This window comes from Enterobacter sp. J49, assembly GCF_002148625.1.
In the GTDB taxonomy this organism is placed as follows: Bacteria; Pseudomonadota; Gammaproteobacteria; order Enterobacterales; family Enterobacteriaceae; genus Enterobacter; species Enterobacter ludwigii.
The window spans coordinates 84,808-103,091 of record NZ_MWPY01000014.1; the positions used below are offsets into that span (position 1 = coordinate 84,808).

At 56.7% G+C, this 18,284-nt stretch carries 18 protein-coding genes; 13 read left to right on the forward strand and 5 right to left on the reverse strand.

What is annotated here, in order from left to right:
- The first annotated feature begins 1 nt into the window (after position 1).
- Positions 2-511 (forward strand): TRAP transporter small permease, encoded by a 510-nt coding sequence (locus tag BJP35_RS00760; protein WP_014172021.1) that lies wholly within the window; start codon positions 2-4, stop codon positions 509-511.
- 10 nt (positions 512-521) lie between these two features.
- Positions 522-1,808 (forward strand): TRAP transporter large permease, encoded by a 1,287-nt coding sequence (locus BJP35_RS00765; RefSeq protein WP_014172020.1) that lies wholly within the window; start codon positions 522-524, stop codon positions 1,806-1,808.
- Positions 1,809-1,850: 42 nt separating this feature from the next.
- On the opposite strand, the gene zntA is transcribed toward BJP35_RS00765, so the two are convergent.
- Together zntA and BJP35_RS00775 are read right to left on the reverse strand one after the other, a co-directional pair.
- Positions 1,851-4,037 (reverse strand): Zn(II)/Cd(II)/Pb(II) translocating P-type ATPase ZntA, encoded by a 2,187-nt coding sequence (gene zntA / locus BJP35_RS00770; protein WP_047742608.1) that lies wholly within the window; start codon positions 4,035-4,037, stop codon positions 1,851-1,853.
- A gap of 76 nt (positions 4,038-4,113) precedes the next feature.
- Positions 4,114-4,740, reverse strand: a complete 627-nt coding sequence (locus BJP35_RS00775) for a lysoplasmalogenase (protein ID WP_014172018.1) — start codon at positions 4,738-4,740, stop codon at positions 4,114-4,116.
- A gap of 129 nt (positions 4,741-4,869) precedes the next feature.
- On the opposite strand from BJP35_RS00775, the gene BJP35_RS00780 reads away from it, so the two are divergent.
- Positions 4,870-5,229, forward strand: coding sequence for a DUF2500 domain-containing protein (locus BJP35_RS00780; RefSeq protein ID WP_032679142.1), 360 nt, complete (start codon positions 4,870-4,872; stop codon positions 5,227-5,229).
- A gap of 47 nt (positions 5,230-5,276) precedes the next feature.
- On the opposite strand, the gene BJP35_RS00785 is transcribed toward BJP35_RS00780, so the two are convergent.
- Together BJP35_RS00785 and rsmD are read right to left on the reverse strand one after the other, a co-directional pair.
- Positions 5,277-5,558: a DUF1145 family protein gene (locus tag BJP35_RS00785; protein ID WP_014172016.1), complete on the reverse strand. Its 282-nt coding sequence runs from the start codon at positions 5,556-5,558 to the stop codon at positions 5,277-5,279.
- Positions 5,542-6,144 (reverse strand): 16S rRNA (guanine(966)-N(2))-methyltransferase, encoded by a 603-nt coding sequence (rsmD, locus tag BJP35_RS00790; RefSeq protein ID WP_020884541.1) that lies wholly within the window; start codon positions 6,142-6,144, stop codon positions 5,542-5,544. The genes BJP35_RS00785 and rsmD overlap by 17 nt, the downstream gene beginning before the upstream one ends.
- A 127-nt stretch (positions 6,145-6,271) precedes the next feature.
- On the opposite strand from rsmD, the gene ftsY reads away from it, so the two are divergent.
- The 6 genes from ftsY to livJ all read left to right on the forward strand — a co-directional run bounded on the left by ftsY (position 6,272) and on the right by livJ (position 13,261).
- Complete coding sequence (gene ftsY, locus BJP35_RS00795) at positions 6,272-7,738, forward strand: signal recognition particle-docking protein FtsY (RefSeq protein WP_044857784.1); 1,467 nt, start codon at positions 6,272-6,274, stop codon at positions 7,736-7,738.
- Between the two features lie 2 nt (positions 7,739-7,740).
- On the forward strand, positions 7,741-8,406 hold the full coding sequence (ftsE, locus tag BJP35_RS00800; RefSeq protein ID WP_014172013.1) for a cell division ATP-binding protein FtsE: 666 nt from the start codon (positions 7,741-7,743) through the stop codon (positions 8,404-8,406).
- On the forward strand, positions 8,399-9,454 hold the full coding sequence (ftsX, locus tag BJP35_RS00805; RefSeq protein WP_014172012.1) for a permease-like cell division protein FtsX: 1,056 nt from the start codon (positions 8,399-8,401) through the stop codon (positions 9,452-9,454). Before ftsE ends, ftsX begins: the two co-directional genes overlap by 8 nt.
- A gap of 251 nt (positions 9,455-9,705) precedes the next feature.
- Positions 9,706-10,563: an RNA polymerase sigma factor RpoH gene (gene rpoH, locus BJP35_RS00810; protein WP_014172011.1), complete on the forward strand. Its 858-nt coding sequence runs from the start codon at positions 9,706-9,708 to the stop codon at positions 10,561-10,563.
- Positions 10,564-10,698: 135 nt separating this feature from the next.
- Complete coding sequence (locus BJP35_RS00815; protein ID WP_014172010.1) at positions 10,699-11,964, forward strand: 4-aminobutyrate--2-oxoglutarate transaminase; 1,266 nt, start codon at positions 10,699-10,701, stop codon at positions 11,962-11,964.
- Positions 11,965-12,160: 196 nt separating this feature from the next.
- Positions 12,161-13,261, forward strand: coding sequence for a branched chain amino acid ABC transporter substrate-binding protein LivJ (gene livJ, locus BJP35_RS00820; RefSeq protein ID WP_072126534.1), 1,101 nt, complete (start codon positions 12,161-12,163; stop codon positions 13,259-13,261).
- Positions 13,262-13,347: 86 nt separating this feature from the next.
- On the opposite strand, the gene panM is transcribed toward livJ, so the two are convergent.
- Entirely contained in the window at positions 13,348-13,740 is a 393-nt protein-coding gene (gene panM / locus BJP35_RS00825; RefSeq protein WP_020884545.1) for an aspartate 1-decarboxylase autocleavage activator PanM, read from the reverse strand.
- Positions 13,741-14,163: 423 nt separating this feature from the next.
- On the opposite strand from panM, the gene livK reads away from it, so the two are divergent.
- Genes livK through livG form a run of 4 tightly spaced genes read left to right on the forward strand, consistent with a single transcriptional unit; the run spans position 14,164 to position 18,284 of the window.
- Positions 14,164-15,273, forward strand: a complete 1,110-nt coding sequence (gene livK, locus BJP35_RS00835) for a high-affinity branched-chain amino acid ABC transporter substrate-binding protein LivK (RefSeq protein ID WP_020884546.1) — start codon at positions 14,164-14,166, stop codon at positions 15,271-15,273.
- A gap of 46 nt (positions 15,274-15,319) precedes the next feature.
- Positions 15,320-16,246, forward strand: coding sequence for a high-affinity branched-chain amino acid ABC transporter permease LivH (gene livH, locus BJP35_RS00840; protein WP_020884547.1), 927 nt, complete (start codon positions 15,320-15,322; stop codon positions 16,244-16,246).
- Positions 16,243-17,520 (forward strand): branched chain amino acid ABC transporter permease LivM, encoded by a 1,278-nt coding sequence (gene livM, locus BJP35_RS00845; RefSeq protein WP_014172003.1) that lies wholly within the window; start codon positions 16,243-16,245, stop codon positions 17,518-17,520. Before livH ends, livM begins: the two co-directional genes overlap by 4 nt.
- Positions 17,517-18,284: a high-affinity branched-chain amino acid ABC transporter ATP-binding protein LivG gene (livG, locus tag BJP35_RS00850; RefSeq protein ID WP_014172002.1), complete on the forward strand. Its 768-nt coding sequence runs from the start codon at positions 17,517-17,519 to the stop codon at positions 18,282-18,284. Before livM ends, livG begins: the two co-directional genes overlap by 4 nt.

Genomic DNA, 18,284 nt, shown 5'->3' on the forward strand with positions numbered 1-18,284 from the left:
TATGTCCGAACTCTATCTGAAGTGGATGGACCGTCTCTACCTGCTGGCGATGGCCGTGGCGGGCATTTCGCTGCTGGTGATGACGATTGTGATCCCCATCGGCATTTTTTCGCGCTATGTGCTTAACCGCGGTGAATCCTGGCCGGAGCCGGTTGCCATCATCTGCATGGTGACCTTCACCTTTATCGGCGCGGCGGTCAGCTACCGTGCCGGTTCGCACATTGCGGTGAATATGCTCACCGACCGGCTGCCCGGGCCGTTAAAAACCGTCTGCGCGCGGGCCGTTGATCTGCTGATGCTGCTGATCGCTGGCCTGATGTTCTGGTACAGCTACTGGCTGTGCGTCGAACTCTGGGAGCAACCGGTCGCCGAATTTCCGGTCCTGACCTCCGGCGAGAGCTATCTGCCGCTGCCGGTGGGCTCTGCCGTTCTGATCCTGTTTGTGATTGAGCGCCTGCTGTTTGGCTCGCAGGAAAACCGTCCCGTCGTGCTGATCGGCAACCACAGTTAAGGGGTGAACAATGGATGCATTCGTTTTGTTATTCACCCTCGCCATTTTGCTGGCGCTGGGGATGCCGGTGGCCTTTGCCGTCGGGCTAAGCGCCGTCGCGGGCGCGTTGTGGATAGATTTACCTCTCGAGGCGCTGATGATTCAGATAACCAGCGGGGTGAATAAATTCACGCTGCTGGCGATCCCCTTCTTTATTCTCGCGGGTGCGATTATGGCGGAAGGGGGGATTGCCCGACGGCTGGTCAATTTCGCCTACGTGTTTGTTGGCTTTATTCGCGGTGGGCTGTCGCTGGTGAATATTGTGGCCTCCACGTTCTTCGGCGCGATTTCCGGCTCGTCGGTGGCGGATACGGCCTCCATTGGCAGCGTAATGATCCCGGAGATGGAGAAGAAGGGCTATCCACGCGATTATGCGGCGGCGGTGACCGCCAGCGGATCGGTACAGGCGATTTTGATCCCGCCCAGCCACAACTCGGTAATTTATTCCCTTGCGGCAGGCGGGACGGTCTCTATCGCGACGCTGTTTATCGCGGGGGTGCTGCCAGGGCTGCTGCTCGGCGTAAGCCTGATGGCAATGTGTCTGGGCTTTGCCCGCAAACGTGGCTACCCGAAAGGGGAAAAAATTCCCTTTAAGCAGGCGCTGAAAATCACGCTGGACGCGCTGTGGGGGCTGATGACTGTAGTGATTATTCTCGGCGGGATACTGTCCGGGATATTTACCGCAACGGAATCCGCTGCCGTGGCCTGTCTGTGGGCGTTCTTTGTCACCATGTTTATCTACCGGGACTATAAATGGAACGAGCTGCCGAAGCTGATGTGCAGGACGGTGAAAACCGTCACCATCGTGATGATACTGATTGGCTTTGCGGCGGCGTTTGGCGCGGTGATGACCTACATGCAGCTCCCGAGCCGTATCACCGAGTTCTTCACCTCACTCTCCGATAACAAGTACGTGATCCTGATGTATCTCAACATCATGCTGCTGCTGATCGGCACGTTAATGGACATGGCACCGATCATCCTGATCCTGACGCCAGTGCTGTTGCCGGTGACCAATTCGCTGGGCATCGATCCGGTGCATTTTGGGATGATCATGATGGTGAACCTGGGGATCGGGCTGATTACGCCGCCGGTCGGTTCGGTGCTGTTTGTGGCGAGCGCGGTAAGTAAACAGAAAATCGAGCATGTGGTTCGCGCGATGCTGCCGTTTTACGGCATGCTGCTGGTGGTGCTGGCGATGGTGACGTACATCCCGGCCATCTCGCTGTGGCTGCCGCGCGTGTTAGGGATGCAGTGACGCCGTTTTCCGCCCTCTCCCGGTGGGAGAGGGCATCTCGTGTTATTGTCGACGTAATAAGCGGAGCGCGTTCGCCGTCACCAGTACCGTCGCGCCGGTATCCGCCAGTACCGCCAGCCACAGGCCGGTTATACCGAGCAGCGTGGTGACCAGGAAAATCCCCTTCAGGCCCAGCGCAATCCCGATGTTCTGACGGATATTGGCCCGCGTGGCGCGCGCCAGAGCAATCATCTGCGCCAGCCCGGTCAGGCGGTTATGGGTGAGTGCTGCGTCGGCGGTTTCCAGCGCCACGTCGGTGCCGCTGCCCATTGCAATGCCAATGGTGGCGGCTTTCATCGCCGGGGCATCGTTGATGCCGTCACCCACCATTGCCAGCGGTGCATGGTTGTTCAGTTCCGTTACGGCGCTCACTTTATCCGCAGGCAATAACCCGGCTTTAAACGCCAGCCCCAGCTCACCGGCAATCGCTGCCGCGGCTCGCGGGTTATCCCCGGTGAGGATCACCCCCTGCACGCCCAGTTGATGCAGCGCGGCGACGGCGTCTTTTGCATCGTCACGCAGGGTATCACGCAGTGCCAGCATCCCTATCGCCACGCCGTTTTGCACTACCATCACCACGGTTTGCCCGGCCTGTTCCAGCGCCTGGACTTGCTGGCTCAGCCCGGCCGCCGGAAACGTATTCGCGGCAACGATCAGGACGTTATTCCCTTCAACGTCGGCTTCAATCCCGGACCCGACCAGCGCCCGCTGTGCGGTGGCGGCAGGGATGTCCAGCCCACGCGACTGCGCCTCGCGGACTATTGCCTGTGCCAGCGGGTGGGTGGAGCCTTGTTCGACGGCAGCGGCCAGGGTGAGCAGCGTATTTTCACTGACCTCCTGAGGATAAATGCCCGTGACCTGCGGTTTACCCACCGTCAGCGTACCGGTTTTATCGAAGGCGATATGTTGCACCTGGCTCAGCTGTTCCAGCGCCGCGCCGCCTTTAATCAGCGCTCCACGACGCGCCGCGGCCGCCAGACCGGAGGTAATGGCCGCCGGCGTGGAGATCACCAGCGCGCACGGGCAACCAATCAGCAGCAACGTCAGACCTTTATAAACCCAGCTTTCCCAGGCTGCGCCCAGGAATAACGGTGGAATAATTGTCACCAGCAGGGCGACCAGCATGATGGCGGGGGTGTAGATCCGGCTGAAGCGATCGATAAAGCGCTCAACGGGTGCGCGACGCTCCTCGGCCTCTTCTATCAGCTTCAGGATGCGGTCGATGGCGCTCTCACCCGGTCCGGAGAGGACCGTGAGTTGCACCAGACGATCGACGCTGGTGGCGCCTGCAGGCACTTTCTCGCCCGCTGAGCGTTCAACCGGAATCGACTCGCCGGTGAGGGCACTTTCATCGAAACTCGCCGTGGCGGTAAGCAATTCACCGTCCGCAGGCAGACGCCCGCCAGCGGCGACCTCAATCACATCACCCGGGCGCAGCGTGTTAATTGCCACCGTCTGGCGTTCGCTGCCCGTCACCCGCGTTGCGGTTTCCGGTTTCAGCGCCATCAGCGCGCTGACCCCTTTCCGTGCCCGACTCGCCGCCCAGCCCTCAAGGCGCTCGCCAATTAAGAACAGCAGCAGCACCATGGCCGCTTCCGCCGTCGCGCCAATAAACAACGCGCCGATCGCCGCCACGCTCATCAGCGTTTCGATGGCGAACCAGCTTCCGCTTTTCATCAGCCGCACGGCCTGACGGGCAATCGGGAACAGTCCGACAAGCGTCGTGGCGATGAACGCCAGGTTACCGAACGGGTGGTTAAACTGCTCCAGACCCCAGCTCAGGGCCATCATGATGATAAGGGTGATAATGGGCAGGTTTTCTCGCAGGGCTGACGTCTTTTCGACAGGTGCGGTTTCGCTGCGCAGGCTGTAACCGGCCTTACTGACGGCGGCTTCAACCAGCGTGCTGATGTCATTATCGGCGCTGACCAGCAGCTTCTCGGTGGCGAAGAGCACCTGGACGTGGCTGACGCCGGGGACCTGTTTTACCGCGTTTTCGACTTTACGGGCGCAGGCCGCGCAGTCCATACCGTTGACCACCCAGCTGTAGCGGTTTGCGCTTTCCGGGAGCGGCAGCGTGTTTTGCGTTTCGCATGCGCCGTCGCAGCAGCAGTCGTCCTTCGCGGGAACGGGGCTGAGCTTAAGTGCCGAGAATTGTGGAACTTTTTTAGGTGTTTCTGGAGTCGACATGGCAGTCTCCGGTAATGATAATTTTCTCATTAACCGCAGCATACACTCTGGAGTCGACTCCAGAGTCAAGGCTTATTTAGATATACAGTGAACGCACAATCAGGAAGTGACCGGCAAAGTAGCAGGCGGCGGCAATCGCGTTATCCGCACGGAAGCGGCGACGATAGTGGCTGCCCAGCCAGACGATATTCCCGAGTAACAGCAGCGTGGCACCAAAGAACGCGGACATTGCCGGTGCCGTCGGACGGAAGAACCACAGTTCACCCGCCAGCCATACCATCACCAGCGTCATGGCGATAAACGTGCAGACAGGCAAGCGCATCTCTTCCAGACGCGTCCAGATCACCGCGATCAACAGCGCGCCAATGACCAGCAGCACCAGCGGCAGCGGCCAGAAGAAGGAGAGCGTCATCTGGCTGGCGAAGTAAATGGTATAAAGCAGATGCGACAGGAAAAATGCCCCAACGGCATACAGCAGGCGCTGTCGCGGCAGCAGGGTTAAGGCATCACCAATCAGGGACGCACACAGACCGGCAAGAACCAGATAGCTGACGGCGTTAAACATGGGCGCTTGCCAGGCAAGCAGCAGGAGTAACAACAGCGTGACGGGTTTAAACAACCATCGCTGCCAGGCAGGGCCGCGATAGGATGCATCGACGTAAAGCCATGCGGAAAAACAGACAGCGATAAATGACCAAAGCATATTAACTCCCTGTAACTGTTGAGTCTGAATAATCAGTTTCTTCTTCAGTGTAGTGATGGGGGCAGGCGTTTGGCAATGCCGGGGAAGGCAGGGTATGCTGAATTCCGTATAATCTGATGGGATTTTTGAATGAGCAAGATGCCGCTTTTTTTCGTTATCGTGGTGGCGATTATCGTCATTGCCGCCTCCTTTCGTTTCGTGCAGCAGCGCCGTGAGAAGGCGGACAACGATGCCGCGCCGTTGATGCAAAAACGCGTGGTGGTAAGCAATAAACGCGAGAAAGCCCTCAATGACCGACGCTCGCGCCAGCAGCAGGTTACGCCGGCGGGAGCCACCATGCGCTATGAAGCGAGCTTTAAGCCGGAAACCGGCGGGCTGGAGATGACCTACCGTCTGGAGGCGCAGCAGTACCATCAACTGACGGTGGGAGAAAAAGGGATTCTGAGTTACAAAGGGTCGCGGTTTGAAGGGTTTACGCCAGATCGGTAATGTTCCCTCTCCCGCAGGGAGAGGGGTCAGCTGAGGCTTGAGGCGCCTTACTTCTTCGCCTGGGCCTTAAATTTCTTCATCCACACCAGCAGTTCAAATACGCCAAAAATAAACACGCGCAGCTGCTGCCAGCCGGTCATCTGCGGACCGTCTTTTGGCAGGCCGTTTTTCAGCATCACCATCTGCAGGGCGTGCATGAAGGTGGTAAAGATAAAGGCCACGTTCACAAAGATGTTCATCGGGCGCGGGAACGGGTGCACCAGATTGAGGAGCAGAAATGCCCAGACGCCCAGCATCAACAAACGTCCCACATTAATCAGTACTGGCATTGGATTCTCCTTGTGCCTGACGGTGATACAGACGATAAGCGACCTGACCTGCCACTTTTTCTCGGTGCAGATCCCAGTGTACCGGGACCGGCGGTAAACCATTTTCGACTTCGCTTTCGACGTAGATTAACGCGTCATCCGCCAGCCAGCCGTTGTTTTCCAGCAGGGATAACGTCTCTTCCAGCAGCCCCTTGCGGAACGGCGGGTCGACAAACACCACGTTGTGCGGCGTGCCCTTTTGCGCGAGGAAGCTCAGTGTGTTGGTATTCACTACTTTGGCGTTGGTCGCTTTTAGCGTTGCCAGATTTTGCTGCAACGTCTGCGCAACGCCGCGCTCCATTTCCAGCAGCGTGGCGCTGGCGGCATAGCGCGACAGCGCCTCCAGACCCAGCGCGCCGCTGCCCGCGAAGCAGTCCAGGCAGTGGGCATCCACCATTGAGGGGGCCAGCCAGTTAAACAGCGTTTCGCGTACGCGGTCCGTGGTTGGGCGTAGTCCGGGGCTATCCGGCACCGGTAATTTCCGGCCTCGCCACTGGCCGCCGATAATACGAATTTGACCGGCTGGGGCGCGGTTGGGTTTCTTCATCTCTGGAAAGCTCTGTTAACAATTGGCCTGCGATTGCGGGCGGTGATGTCAATTAAGTAAAGTGTTAGACTATTTCATCATTTTTTTAGCTTCCATGTATATAGCGCCGCGAGGAGTGTAGTCGCAGATGGCAAAACAAAAAAAACGTGGCTTCTTTTCCTGGCTGGGCTTCGGTGAAAAAGAGCAAGAAACAGAGCAGAAAACCGAAGAACAACAAGCCGTTGAAGAGCAGTCTCAGCCTGAAACGCCGGTAGAAACTGCCGCCGTTGTCGACGCGGAAGAGCACGCGCACAGCAAAGAAGAGACCGAAGCCTTTGCTGAAGAGGTGGTGGAAGTTACCGAACAGGTTCAGGAAAGCGAGAAGCCAGAACCCGTTGTGGTAGAAGACGTCATCGATACGCCGCAGGCGATTATCGAACATGAAACGTTGCCACTGCCGGAAGAGGTGAAAGCCGAAGAGGTTTCAGCGCAGGAGTGGCAGGCCGAGGCAGAAACCGTCGAAATTGTTGAGGCGGTGGAAGAAGAAGCACAAGACGAGCCAGCGCTTACCGACGAAGAGCTGGAAGCCCAGGCGCTGGCGGCAGACGCGGCGGAAGAAGCGGTTATCGTTGTGCCGGTGGAAGCGCAACCAGAGCAGGGTGAAGAGGTTGCTCAGGAGCAGGAAAAACCCACTAAAGAAGGTTTCTTCGCCCGCCTGAAGCGTAGCCTGCTCAAAACCAAAGAAAACTTAGGTTCCGGATTTATCAGTCTGTTCCGCGGCAAGAAGATCGACGACGATCTCTTTGAAGAGCTGGAAGAGCAACTGCTGATCGCCGACGTTGGGGTGGAAACAACCCGTAAGATCATCGCCAGTCTGACCGAAGGGGCGAGCCGCAAGGCGCTGCGTGACGCCGAAGCGCTGTACGGTCTGCTGAAAGACGAGATGGGCGAAATCCTCGCAAAAGTTGACGAACCGCTTAATATTGAAGGCAAAACGCCATTTGTTATTCTGATGGTTGGCGTGAACGGTGTGGGGAAAACCACCACCATCGGCAAGCTGGCGCGACAGTTTGAGCAGCAGGGCAAATCGGTAATGCTGGCGGCAGGTGATACCTTCCGTGCGGCGGCGGTTGAGCAGCTGCAGGTCTGGGGCCAGCGTAACAACATCCCGGTGATTGCGCAGCATACCGGTGCGGATTCCGCCTCCGTTATCTTTGACGCCATCCAGGCGGCGAAGTCGCGTAACGTGGATGTGCTGATTGCCGATACCGCAGGGCGTTTGCAGAACAAAGCGCACCTGATGGAAGAGTTGAAGAAAATCGTCCGCGTCATGAAGAAGCTGGACGAAGAGGCACCGCATGAAATTATGCTGACCATTGATGCCAGCACCGGACAGAACGCCATCAGCCAGGCGAAGCTGTTCCATGAAGCGGTAGGGCTGACCGGGATCACGCTGACCAAACTGGACGGCACCGCGAAAGGCGGGGTGATCTTCTCCGTGGCCGATCAGTTCAATATTCCTATCCGTTACATTGGTGTGGGCGAGCGTATTGAGGATTTACGTCCGTTTAAAGCGGACGACTTTATTGAGGCACTATTTGCCCGAGAGGACTAACAATGATTCGCTTTGAACACGTCAGCAAGGCCTATCTCGGTGGGAGACAAGCGCTGCAGGGGGTGACATTCCACCTGCAGCCAGGCGAGATGGCATTCCTGACCGGCCATTCCGGCGCGGGGAAAAGTACCCTGCTCAAGCTTATCTGTGGGATCGAGCGGCCGAGCGCCGGGAAAATCTGGTTCAGCGGCCATGATATTAGCCGTCTGAAAAACCGTGAGGTGCCGTTCCTGCGTCGTCAGATTGGCATGATTTTCCAGGACCACCACCTGCTGATGGATCGCACCGTTTTCGATAACGTGGCCATTCCGCTGATTATTGCCGGTGCCAGCTATGATGATATCCGTCGTCGCGTCTCTGCGGCGCTGGATAAAGTCGGGCTGCTGGACAAAGCGAAGAACTTCCCGATCCAGCTGTCTGGCGGTGAACAGCAGCGTGTGGGGATTGCCCGTGCGGTGGTGAATAAACCTGCGGTACTGCTGGCGGATGAACCGACCGGTAACCTGGACGACGCCCTGTCAGAAGGGATTTTGCGTCTGTTTGAGGAATTTAACCGCGTTGGGGTGACGGTATTGATGGCAACGCACGACATCGGGCTGATTTCCCGTCGTTCGTACCGCATGCTGACCCTGAGCGACGGTCATTTGCACGGAGGCCTCGGTGAATAAGCGTGATGCAATAAACCAGATTCGGCAGTTCGGAAACCGGTTTGACCGCTTCCGTAAGCCGCAGGGCGGCGGTGACGGCAATCGTAATGCGCCAAAGCGTGCGAAAGCGGCACCTAAGCCGAACTCCCGCAAAACCAACGTGTTCAACGAGCAGGTGCGTTATGCCTTCCACGGTGCGTTGCAGGACCTGAAAAGCAAACCGCTGGCGACGTTCCTGACGGTGATGGTGATTGCCATCTCCCTGACGCTGCCAAGCGTCTGCTACATGGTCTATAAAAACGTTAACCAGGCGGCGTCGCAGTACTATCCTTCTCCGCAGATCACGGTCTATCTGGATAAGGCGCTCGACGATAACGCAGCGGCGCAGGTTGTGGGGCAAATCCAGGCCGAACAGGGCGTAGAGAAAGTGAATTATCTCTCTCGTGAAGAAGCCCTGGGTGAGTTCCGTAACTGGTCAGGCTTTGGCGGTGCGCTGGACATGCTTGAAGAGAACCCCCTCCCGGCCGTGGCGGTGGTGATCCCGAAACTCGATTTCCAGGGGACCGACTCGCTCAACACCCTGCGTGACCGCATCACCCGTATCAACGGGATTGATGAAGTGCGCATGGATGACAGCTGGTTTGCGCGTCTTGCTGCGCTGACCGGGCTGGTAGGGCGCGTGGCGGCGATGATTGGTGTGCTGATGGTGGCGGCGGTCTTCCTCGTCATCGGTAACAGCGTACGCCTGAGCATTTTCGCGCGTCGCGACACCATCAACGTGCAGAAACTGATTGGTGCGACGGATGGCTTCATCCTGCGTCCGTTCCTGTACGGCGGCGCATTGCTCGGTTTTTCCGGCGCATTTCTTTCACTGATATTGTCAGAAATTTTGGTGATGCGGCTGTCCTCTGCCGTAACCGAAGTGGCGCAGGTTTTCGGAACGAAGTTTGATATCAGCGGCTTAGGGTTCGATGAGTGCCTGTTACTGCTGCTGGTGTGCTCGATGATCGGCTGGGTGGCAGCATGGCTGGCAACCGTGCAACATTTACGTCACTTTACTCCCGACTAATAAAAGCGTGATATAATCTTTCCCTGCACCGAGATGTTCGCTCTGCAGGGAAAGCGTCCCTGTTGTCTCTTCCCCTGTTATCATCTCCATGTCACAATTTGTGCGTAATTTATTCACCGTTGCACCTGGAACTTGTGGATAAAATCACTGTCTGATAAAAGAGTGAATGCTAATCTCGTGGCTCAAACGCTTTGGCATGGTTGTTGCCTGATGGGGACAGCCTGGACCAGAAGAAACATTGAGAGGAATGAATGACCAAAGAAATGCAAACTTTAGCTTTAGCCCCTGTTGGTAACCTGGAATCTTATATCCGGGCTGCGAACACCTGGCCGATGTTAACGGCCGAGGAAGAAAAGGAGCTTGCTGAAAAGCTGCATTACCAGGGCGATCTGGAAGCAGCGAAAAAGCTGATCCTGTCTCACCTGCGCTTTGTTGTTCACATTGCTCGTAATTATGCGGGCTATGGCCTGCCGCAGGCGGACTTGATTCAGGAAGGTAACATCGGTCTGATGAAGGCTGTACGTCGCTTCAACCCGGAAGTGGGTGTGCGACTGGTCTCCTTCGCCGTACACTGGATCAAAGCAGAAATTCATGAATACGTGCTGCGCAACTGGCGTATCGTGAAAGTCGCCACGACAAAAGCGCAACGTAAACTGTTCTTCAACCTGCGTAAAACCAAGCAGCGTCTGGGCTGGTTCAATCAGGATGAAGTTGAAATGGTGGCGCGCGAGCTGGGCGTATCCAGCAAAGACGTGCGTGAGATGGAATCCCGTATGGCCGCGCAGGACATGACCTTCGATATGTCCTCCGACGACGACGGCTCTGACAGCCAGCCAATGGCACCGGTTCTGTATCTGCAGGATAAAACCTCTAACTTTGCTGACGGCATTGAAGAGGATAACTGGGAAGATCAGGCCGCGAACAAGCTGACTTCAGCAATGGAAGGCCTCGACGAACGTAGCCAGGATATTATCCGCGCCCGCTGGCTGGACGAAGATAACAAGTCCACGCTGCAGGAGCTGGCCGATCGCTACGGCGTCTCCGCTGAACGTGTGCGTCAGCTTGAAAAGAACGCCATGAAAAAACTTCGCGCCGCTATCGAAGCGTAATTTCCGCGATGTCCCCGATAACCCTCGAATGCAAATTCGGGGGTTTTGTTTTTTTATCTCCCGCTCTGGCGAATTCCCTCCCCCTGGCAAACACTTACAGATGCGCTAAGCAGGTGAATTTCTCAGGGGGACAGGGTGAAAAACAGTGAACTGAATGACCGGCGTTTGCAGGCGACGCCGCGCGGTATCGGCGTGATGTGTAACTTCTACGCCGATAAAGCCGAAAATGCCACGGTGTGGGACGTCGAGGGTAACGAGTATATCGACTTCGCCGCCGGGATTGCGGTGCTGAATACCGGCCATCGGCATCCAAAAGTCGTTGCCGCCATCGAAAAACAACTCCACGCATTTACCCATACGGCATATCAGATTGTCCCGTACGAAGGCTATGTGGCGCTTGCCGAGCGTATCAACCAACGTGTACCCGTTGATGGGCCTGCCAAAACGGCTTTCTTCTCTACGGGAGCAGAGGCGGTCGAAAACGCGGTAAAAATTGCCCGCGCGTATACCCGTCGTCCTGGCCTGATCGCCTTTGGCGGTGCCTTCCACGGCCGTACCTTTATGACGATGGCGTTGACGGGGAAAGTGGCGCCGTACAAACTCGGTTTCGGTCCGTTTCCCGGATCGGTTTATCACGCGCACTATCCAAATGATCTGTACGGCGTCAGCACGGCAGAAGCGTTAAAAAGCCTCGAACGCATCTTCAAAGCAGACATTGCGCCGGACCAGGTGGCGGCCATTATCCTGGAACCGGTTCAGGGGGAGGGGGGGTTCAACATTGCCCCCGCCGATTTTATGCAGGCCCTGCGCGAACTGTGCGATACGCACGGAATTTTGCTGATTGCCGACGAAGTGCAAAGTGGCTTTGCGCGAACCGGCAAGCTGTTCTCGATGGAACACCATTGCGTGAAGCCGGATCTGATCACCATGGCGAAAAGCCTGGCCGGCGGGATGCCGCTCTCGGCGGTCTCTGGCCGGGCGGAAGTGATGGATGCCCCCGCACCTGGCGGGCTGGGCGGGACTTACGCCGGCAACCCGCTGGCGATTGCCGCAGCCCATGCCGTGCTGGATGTGATTGATGAAGAGGATCTCTGCACGCGCGCGGCGCATCTTGGCCATCATCTGGTGGAAGTGCTGAACAAAGCGAAGGGGGACTGTCCGTTTATCGCTGATATTCGTGCCCAGGGCTCAATGGTGGCGGTGGAGTTTAACGACCCGCAAACCGGGCTGCCGTCGCCGGAATTCACGCGTCAGGTCCAGGAGCGTGCGTTACAGGAAGGTCTATTGCTGCTGAGCTGCGGCGTGTACGGCAACGTTATCCGTTTCCTCTATCCGCTTACCATCCCCGAAGTTCAGTTCCGTAAAGCGCTGGATATTATCTCCGCGTCGCTGACACGTTAAAGCCCTGGCCCGGCGGTGATCCCTGCCGGGCTTATCATATATTCATTTCAAATTAGCTATTCCAAAATCATAAAAATGGGGTATGTTTTAGCAGAGTATGCTGAAAAAGCGCGACTGTCATACCTATAACTGAAATAAAGCGCTACACAACAACATCACGACAATCGTAATAACCATAATAATGGGGAATCTCAGGATGAATATGAAGGGTAAAGCGTTACTGGCAGGATGTATTGCGTTGGCATTCAGCACGATGGCACAGGCCGATATTAAAGTGGCTGTCGTGGGCGCGATGTCCGGTCCGGTAGCACAGTACGGCGACCAGGAATTTACCGGCGCAGAACAGGCGGTTGCAGACATTAATGCTAAGGGCGGTATCAAGGGCGAAAAACTGCAGATCGTAAAATATGATGATGCCTGTGACCCGAAACAAGCGGTTGCCGTGGCGAACAAAGTGGTGAACGACGGGATCAAATACGTTATCGGTCACCTGTGCTCCTCTTCCACGCAGCCCGCGTCTGATATCTACGAAGACGAAGGCATTCTGATGATCACCCCGGCTGCAACGGCGCCGGAGCTGACCGCACGTGGCTATAAGCTGACCCTGCGTACCACCGGTCTGGATTCAGACCAGGGCCCAACCGCGGCAAAATACATTCTGGACAACGTGAAGCCGAAGCGTATCGCGATTGTTCACGACAAACAGCAGTACGGTGAAGGTCTGGCGCGTGCCGTGCAGGATGGTCTGAAGAAAGGCAATGCCAATGTGGTCTTCTTTGACGGTATCACCGCCGGTGAGAAAGACTTCTCCACTCTGGTGGCACGTCTGAAGAAAGAGAATATTGATTTCGTTTACTACGGTGGCTATCACCCTGAAATGGGCCAGATCCTGCGTCAGGCACGTGCGGCTGGCCTGAAAACCCAGTTTATGGGTCCGGAAGGGGTTGCGAACGTTTCCCTGTCTAACATCGCCGGTGAGTCTGCTGAAGGCCTGCTGGTGACCAAACCGAAGAACTACGACCAGGTGCCTGCGAACAAACCGATCGTAGATGCCATCAAGGCGAAGAAACAGGATCCAAGCGGCGCGTTCGTCTGGACCACCTACGCTGCGCTGCAGTCTCTGCAGGCGGGTCTGAACCAGTCAGCCGATCCGGCTGAGATTGCCACCTGGCTGAAAGCCAACTCTGTCGATACCGTGATGGGTCCGCTTTCCTGGGATGCGAAGGGCGATCTGAAAGGCTTCGAGTTCGGCGTGTTTGACTGGCATGCTAACGGAACGGCAACCGACGCCAAATAAAAGCAAACGGCAACCTTTCGGTTGCCGTTTTAGTATTTGCACCCTCTCCTGTGGGAGAGGGGCGGGGTGAGGGCATCAGGCGGCATTCAGCAAACCTGACGTTTCTCCCACCCGTTTTCCTGCGCCGTAAACCCTAACGCCTGCATAAACGCCGCCATCACGCCGCGGTCTTCCACGCCCACGTCGGCCATCCACCAGGAGGTAACGTTCGGGTTTTCACGGATTATTTCTTCAATTAAATACTGCCCCACACCGCGACGACGGGTCACGTCACGTACGCGCAGTGAGTCCAGCGCCCCTTCGGTGCCGCTCAGCGTCACGCGAACCGCGGCGAGCAGACGCTCGTTAAAGCGCGCGGCGTAGATGCGGTGTGTCTCATCGACACGGAGCGACGAAGGGGAATATTCCGGCCAGATCTTGCCCAGGTCGATATGATCCTGGTCGCTAAAGGTCACCAGACGCACGATAGTCAGTTTCATTAGCTGCTTGTCCAAATCAAATTGAGTAGGGGCAGTGTACTCAATTTATTCCCTCAGCGGCTTCCTCTTTTTATCCCGGCTCACCAGGTGATTAGTTTTTTGGCAGCGCGAAGGGCAGTTTGAAAACACATGGATCGAAAAATAAGCAGAATTTTAACCTGAATGGCAGTGAATTATTCGGCGCTTTGTACCGTTATTTTATGCTGCAAACTGCAATTTTATTTGTTTATCTCTGCCTTGTTTCAGAATATTATCTTTGCTTAATCGCCTGAAAAATAGAGATTTTAGTCTGGTTTTTATGAAAAACTGCGCTAAACCATTAAAGGCGCTGGTAAAAATAGCGTTGTGCATTAAAAGTACAGAATGCTTTTTAACCATAATAAAACAAAATATATACACGACATCACGAATGGGGATTCAGAGATGAAAAGGAACGCGAAGACGTTAATCGCGGGGATGGTTGCATTGGCGATTTCGCATGCAGCCATGGCGGAAGATATTAAGGTTGCTGTAGTGGGTGCGATGTCCGGTCCTGTTGCCCAGTGGGGGGACATGGAGTTCAACGGTGCTCGCCAGGCAATCAAAGACATCAACGCCAAAGGCGGCATCAAAGGCGACAAGCTGGTTGGCGTGGAATATGACGACGCCTGCGATCCCAAACAGGCCGTCGCGGTTGCTAACAAAATCGTGAACGATGGTATTCAGTACGTGATTGGCCACCTGTGCTCGTCGTCCACCCAGCCTGCGTCGGACATCTACGAAGACGAAGGCATTCTGATGATTACCCCGGGCGCAACCAACCCTGAACTGACTCAGCGCGGTTATCAGCACATCATGCGTACTGCCGGTCTGGACTCGTCTCAGGGACCAACCGCCGCCCGATACATCCTCGATACCGTCAAGCCGACGCGCATCGCCATTATTCATGACAAACAGCAGTACGGCGAAGGCCTGGCGCGCTCCGTTCAGGACGGGCTGAAAAAAGGCGGCGCGAATATCGTCTTCTTTGATGGCATTACCGCTGGCGAGAAAGATTTCTCCGCGCTGATCGCCCGTCTGCAAAAAGAGAATATCGATTTTGTTTACTACGGCGGCTACTACCCGGAAATGGGTCAGATGCTGCGTCAGGCGCGTTCGGTCGGGCTGAAAACCCAGTTTATGGGCCCAGAAGGCGTCGGTAACGCCTCCCTGTCGAACATCGCCGGGGACGCAGGCGAAGGCATGCTGGTGACGATGCCAAAACGCTATGACCAGGATCCTGCGAACAAGGCTATCGTAGACGCGCTCAAGGCGCAGAAGAAAGATCCAAGTGGTCCGTACGTCTGGATCACCTACGCGGCGGTGCAGTCTCTGGCAACCGCGCTGGATCGCACCGGCAGCAAAGAACCGCTGGATCTGGTGAAAGATTTAAAAGCACACGGGGCGAACACCGTGATTGGGCCGCTGAACTGGGATGAGAAAGGCGATCTGAAGGGATTTGAGTTTGGTGTCTTTAAGTGGCACGCCGACGGTTCGTCCTCGGTCGCCAAATAATTATCCCACCGCCCGGACCGCCGGGCGGGTATAAAAAGGTTTGCATATGTCCGAGCAGTTTCTCTATTTCCTGCAGCAGATGTTTAACGGCGTCACGCTGGGAAGCACCTACGCGCTGATCGCCATCGGGTACACGATGGTTTACGGCATTATCGGCATGATTAACTTCGCCCACGGCGAGGTCTACATGATCGGTAGCTATGTCTCCTTTATGATTATCGCCGCCCTGATGATGATGGGTATCGACAGCAGCTGGCTGCTGGTCGCCGCCGGGTTTGTCGGCGCGATTGTGATTGCCAGCGCCTATGGCTGGAGCATTGAACGCGTGGCGTACCGGCCGGTGCGTAGCTCCAAACGCCTGATTGCGCTGATCTCCGCCATCGGGATGTCGATCTTCCTGCAAAACTACGTCAGCCTGACGGAAGGCTCGCGCGACGTGGCGCTGCCAAGCCTGTTCAACGGTCAGTGGGTGGTCGGTGCCAGCGAGAACTTCTCTGCCTCTATCACCACCATGCAGCTGGTGATCTGGGTGGTGACCTTCGTTGCAATGCTCGCCCTGACGGTCTTTATCCGCTACTCGCGTATGGGACGCGCCTGCCGTGCCTGCGCAGAAGATCTGAAGATGGCGAGCCTGCTTGGCATCAACACCGACCGCGTTATCGCCCTGACCTTTGTGATTGGGGCAGCGATGGCGGCGGTCGCGGGTGTCCTGCTGGGGCAGTTCTACGGCGTTATCAACCCGTACATCGGCTTTATGGCCGGGATGAAAGCCTTCACCGCGGCGGTCCTGGGCGGTATCGGCAGTATTCCAGGCGCGATGATTGGCGGCCTGATCCTGGGCGTGGCCGAAGCGCTCTCCTCCGCGTATCTGAGTACGGAATATAAAGATGTGGTGTCGTTTGCCCTGCTGATTCTGGTTCTGCTGGTAATGCCTACCGGTATTCTGGGTCGTCCGGAGGTAGAGAAAGTATGAAACCGATGCATTTCGCAATGGCGCTCCTCTCAGCCGCCATGTTCTTCGTGCTGGCAGGCGTCTTTATGGGCGTCCAGTTAGAGCTGGACGGCACAAAACTGGTGGTGGATACCGCCGCCGACATTCGCTGGCAGTGGATATTCATTGGCACCGCGGTTGTGTTTCTGTTCCAGATGCTGCGTCCTGTGTTCCAGAAGACGCTGAAAAGTGTCTCCGGTCCGAAATTCGTTCTGCCGGCTCTCGACGGCTCAACCGTTAAGCAGAAGCTGTTCTTCGTGGCGCTGCTGGTGGCTGCGGTGGCGTGGCCGTTTGTGGTCTCTCGCGGTACGGTCGATATCGCGACCCTGACCATGATCTACGTGATCCTCGGTCTGGGCCTGAACGTAGTGGTGGGGCTGTCTGGCCTGCTGGTGCTGGGCTACGGTGGTTTCTACGCCATCGGGGCCTATACCTTCGCGCTGCTGAACCACTATTACGGTCTCGGCTTCTGGACCTGTCTGCCGCTGGCGGGCCTGGTCTCCGCCGCGGCGGGCTTCCTGCTGGGCTTCCCGGTCTTACGCCTGCGCGGTGACTATCTGGCGATTGTGACCTTAGGCTTCGGCGAAATCGTGCGTATCCTGCTGCTCAACAACACCGAAGTGACCGGCGGCCCGAACGGGATCAGCCAGATCCCGAAACCGACCTTCTTTGGTCTGGAGTTCAGCCGTACGGCTCGCGAAGGGGGCTGGGATACTTTCAGCAACTTCTTTGGCGTGAAGTACGATCCGTCCGACCGGGTGATTTGGCTCTACCTGGTGGCGCTGCTGCTGGTGGTGCTTACCCTGTTTGTGATTAACCGTCTGCTGCGTATGCCGCTGGGCCGTGCGTGGGAAGCGCTGCGTGAAGATGAAATCGCCTGCCGTTCACTGGGCCTCAACCCGACCCGCATCAAGCTGACCGCGTTTACCATCAGCGCCGCGTTTGCCGGTTTTGCCGGTACGCTGTTTGCCGCGCGTCAGGGCTTTGTCAGCCCCGAATCGTTTACCTTTGCTGAATCTGCCTTTGTGCTGGCGATTGTGGTGCTCGGCGGTATGGGCTCGCAGTTTGCCGTTATCCTGGCGGCCATTCTGCTGGTGGTCTCCCGTGAGCTGATGCGTGACTTTAACGAATACAGCATGCTTATGCTGGGTGGTTTGATGGTGCTGATGATGATCTGGCGTCCGCAGGGCTTGCTGCCGATGACCCGTCCACAGCTGAAGCTGAAAAACGGGCAAGCGAAAGGAGAGCAGGCATGAGCCAGCCATTATTATCCGTTAACGGCCTGATGATGCGTTTTGGCGGCCTGCTGGCCGTCAACAACGTGAATCTGGATCTGCACAAGAAAGAGATTGTCTCCCTGATTGGCCCTAACGGCGCGGGGAAAACCACGGTCTTTAACTGCCTGACCGGTTTCTACAAGCCGACGGGTGGCACCATCAAGCTGCGCGACCAGCATCTGGAAGGGCTTCCGGGCCAGCAGATTGCCCGCATGGGGGTGGTGCGTACCTTCCAGCACGTGCGTCTGTTCCGCGAGATGACGGTGATAGAGAACCTGCTGGTGGCGCAACACCTGCAGCTCAAAACCGGCCTTTTCTCTGGCCTGCTGAAAACCCCGGCCTTCCGCCGTGCTCAGGATGAAGCGCTCGACCGCGCCGCCACCTGGCTCGACCGTATCGGCCTGCTGCAGCATGCGAACCGTCAGGCCAGCAACCTGGCCTACGGTGACCAGCGTCGTCTGGAGATCGTGCGCTGCATGGTGACGCAGCCAGAAATCCTGATGCTCGATGAACCGGCGGCAGGGCTTAACCCGAAAGAGACCAAAGAGCTGGACGAGTTGATTGCCGAATTGCGCGATCATCATGACACCACCATCCTGCTGATTGAGCATGATATGAAGCTGGTGATGGGCATTTCTGACCGTATCTACGTGGTAAACCAGGGCACGCCGCTGGCAAACGGGACGCCGGAAGAGATCCGCAACAACCCGGACGTGATCCGTGCATACCTGGGTGAGGCATAA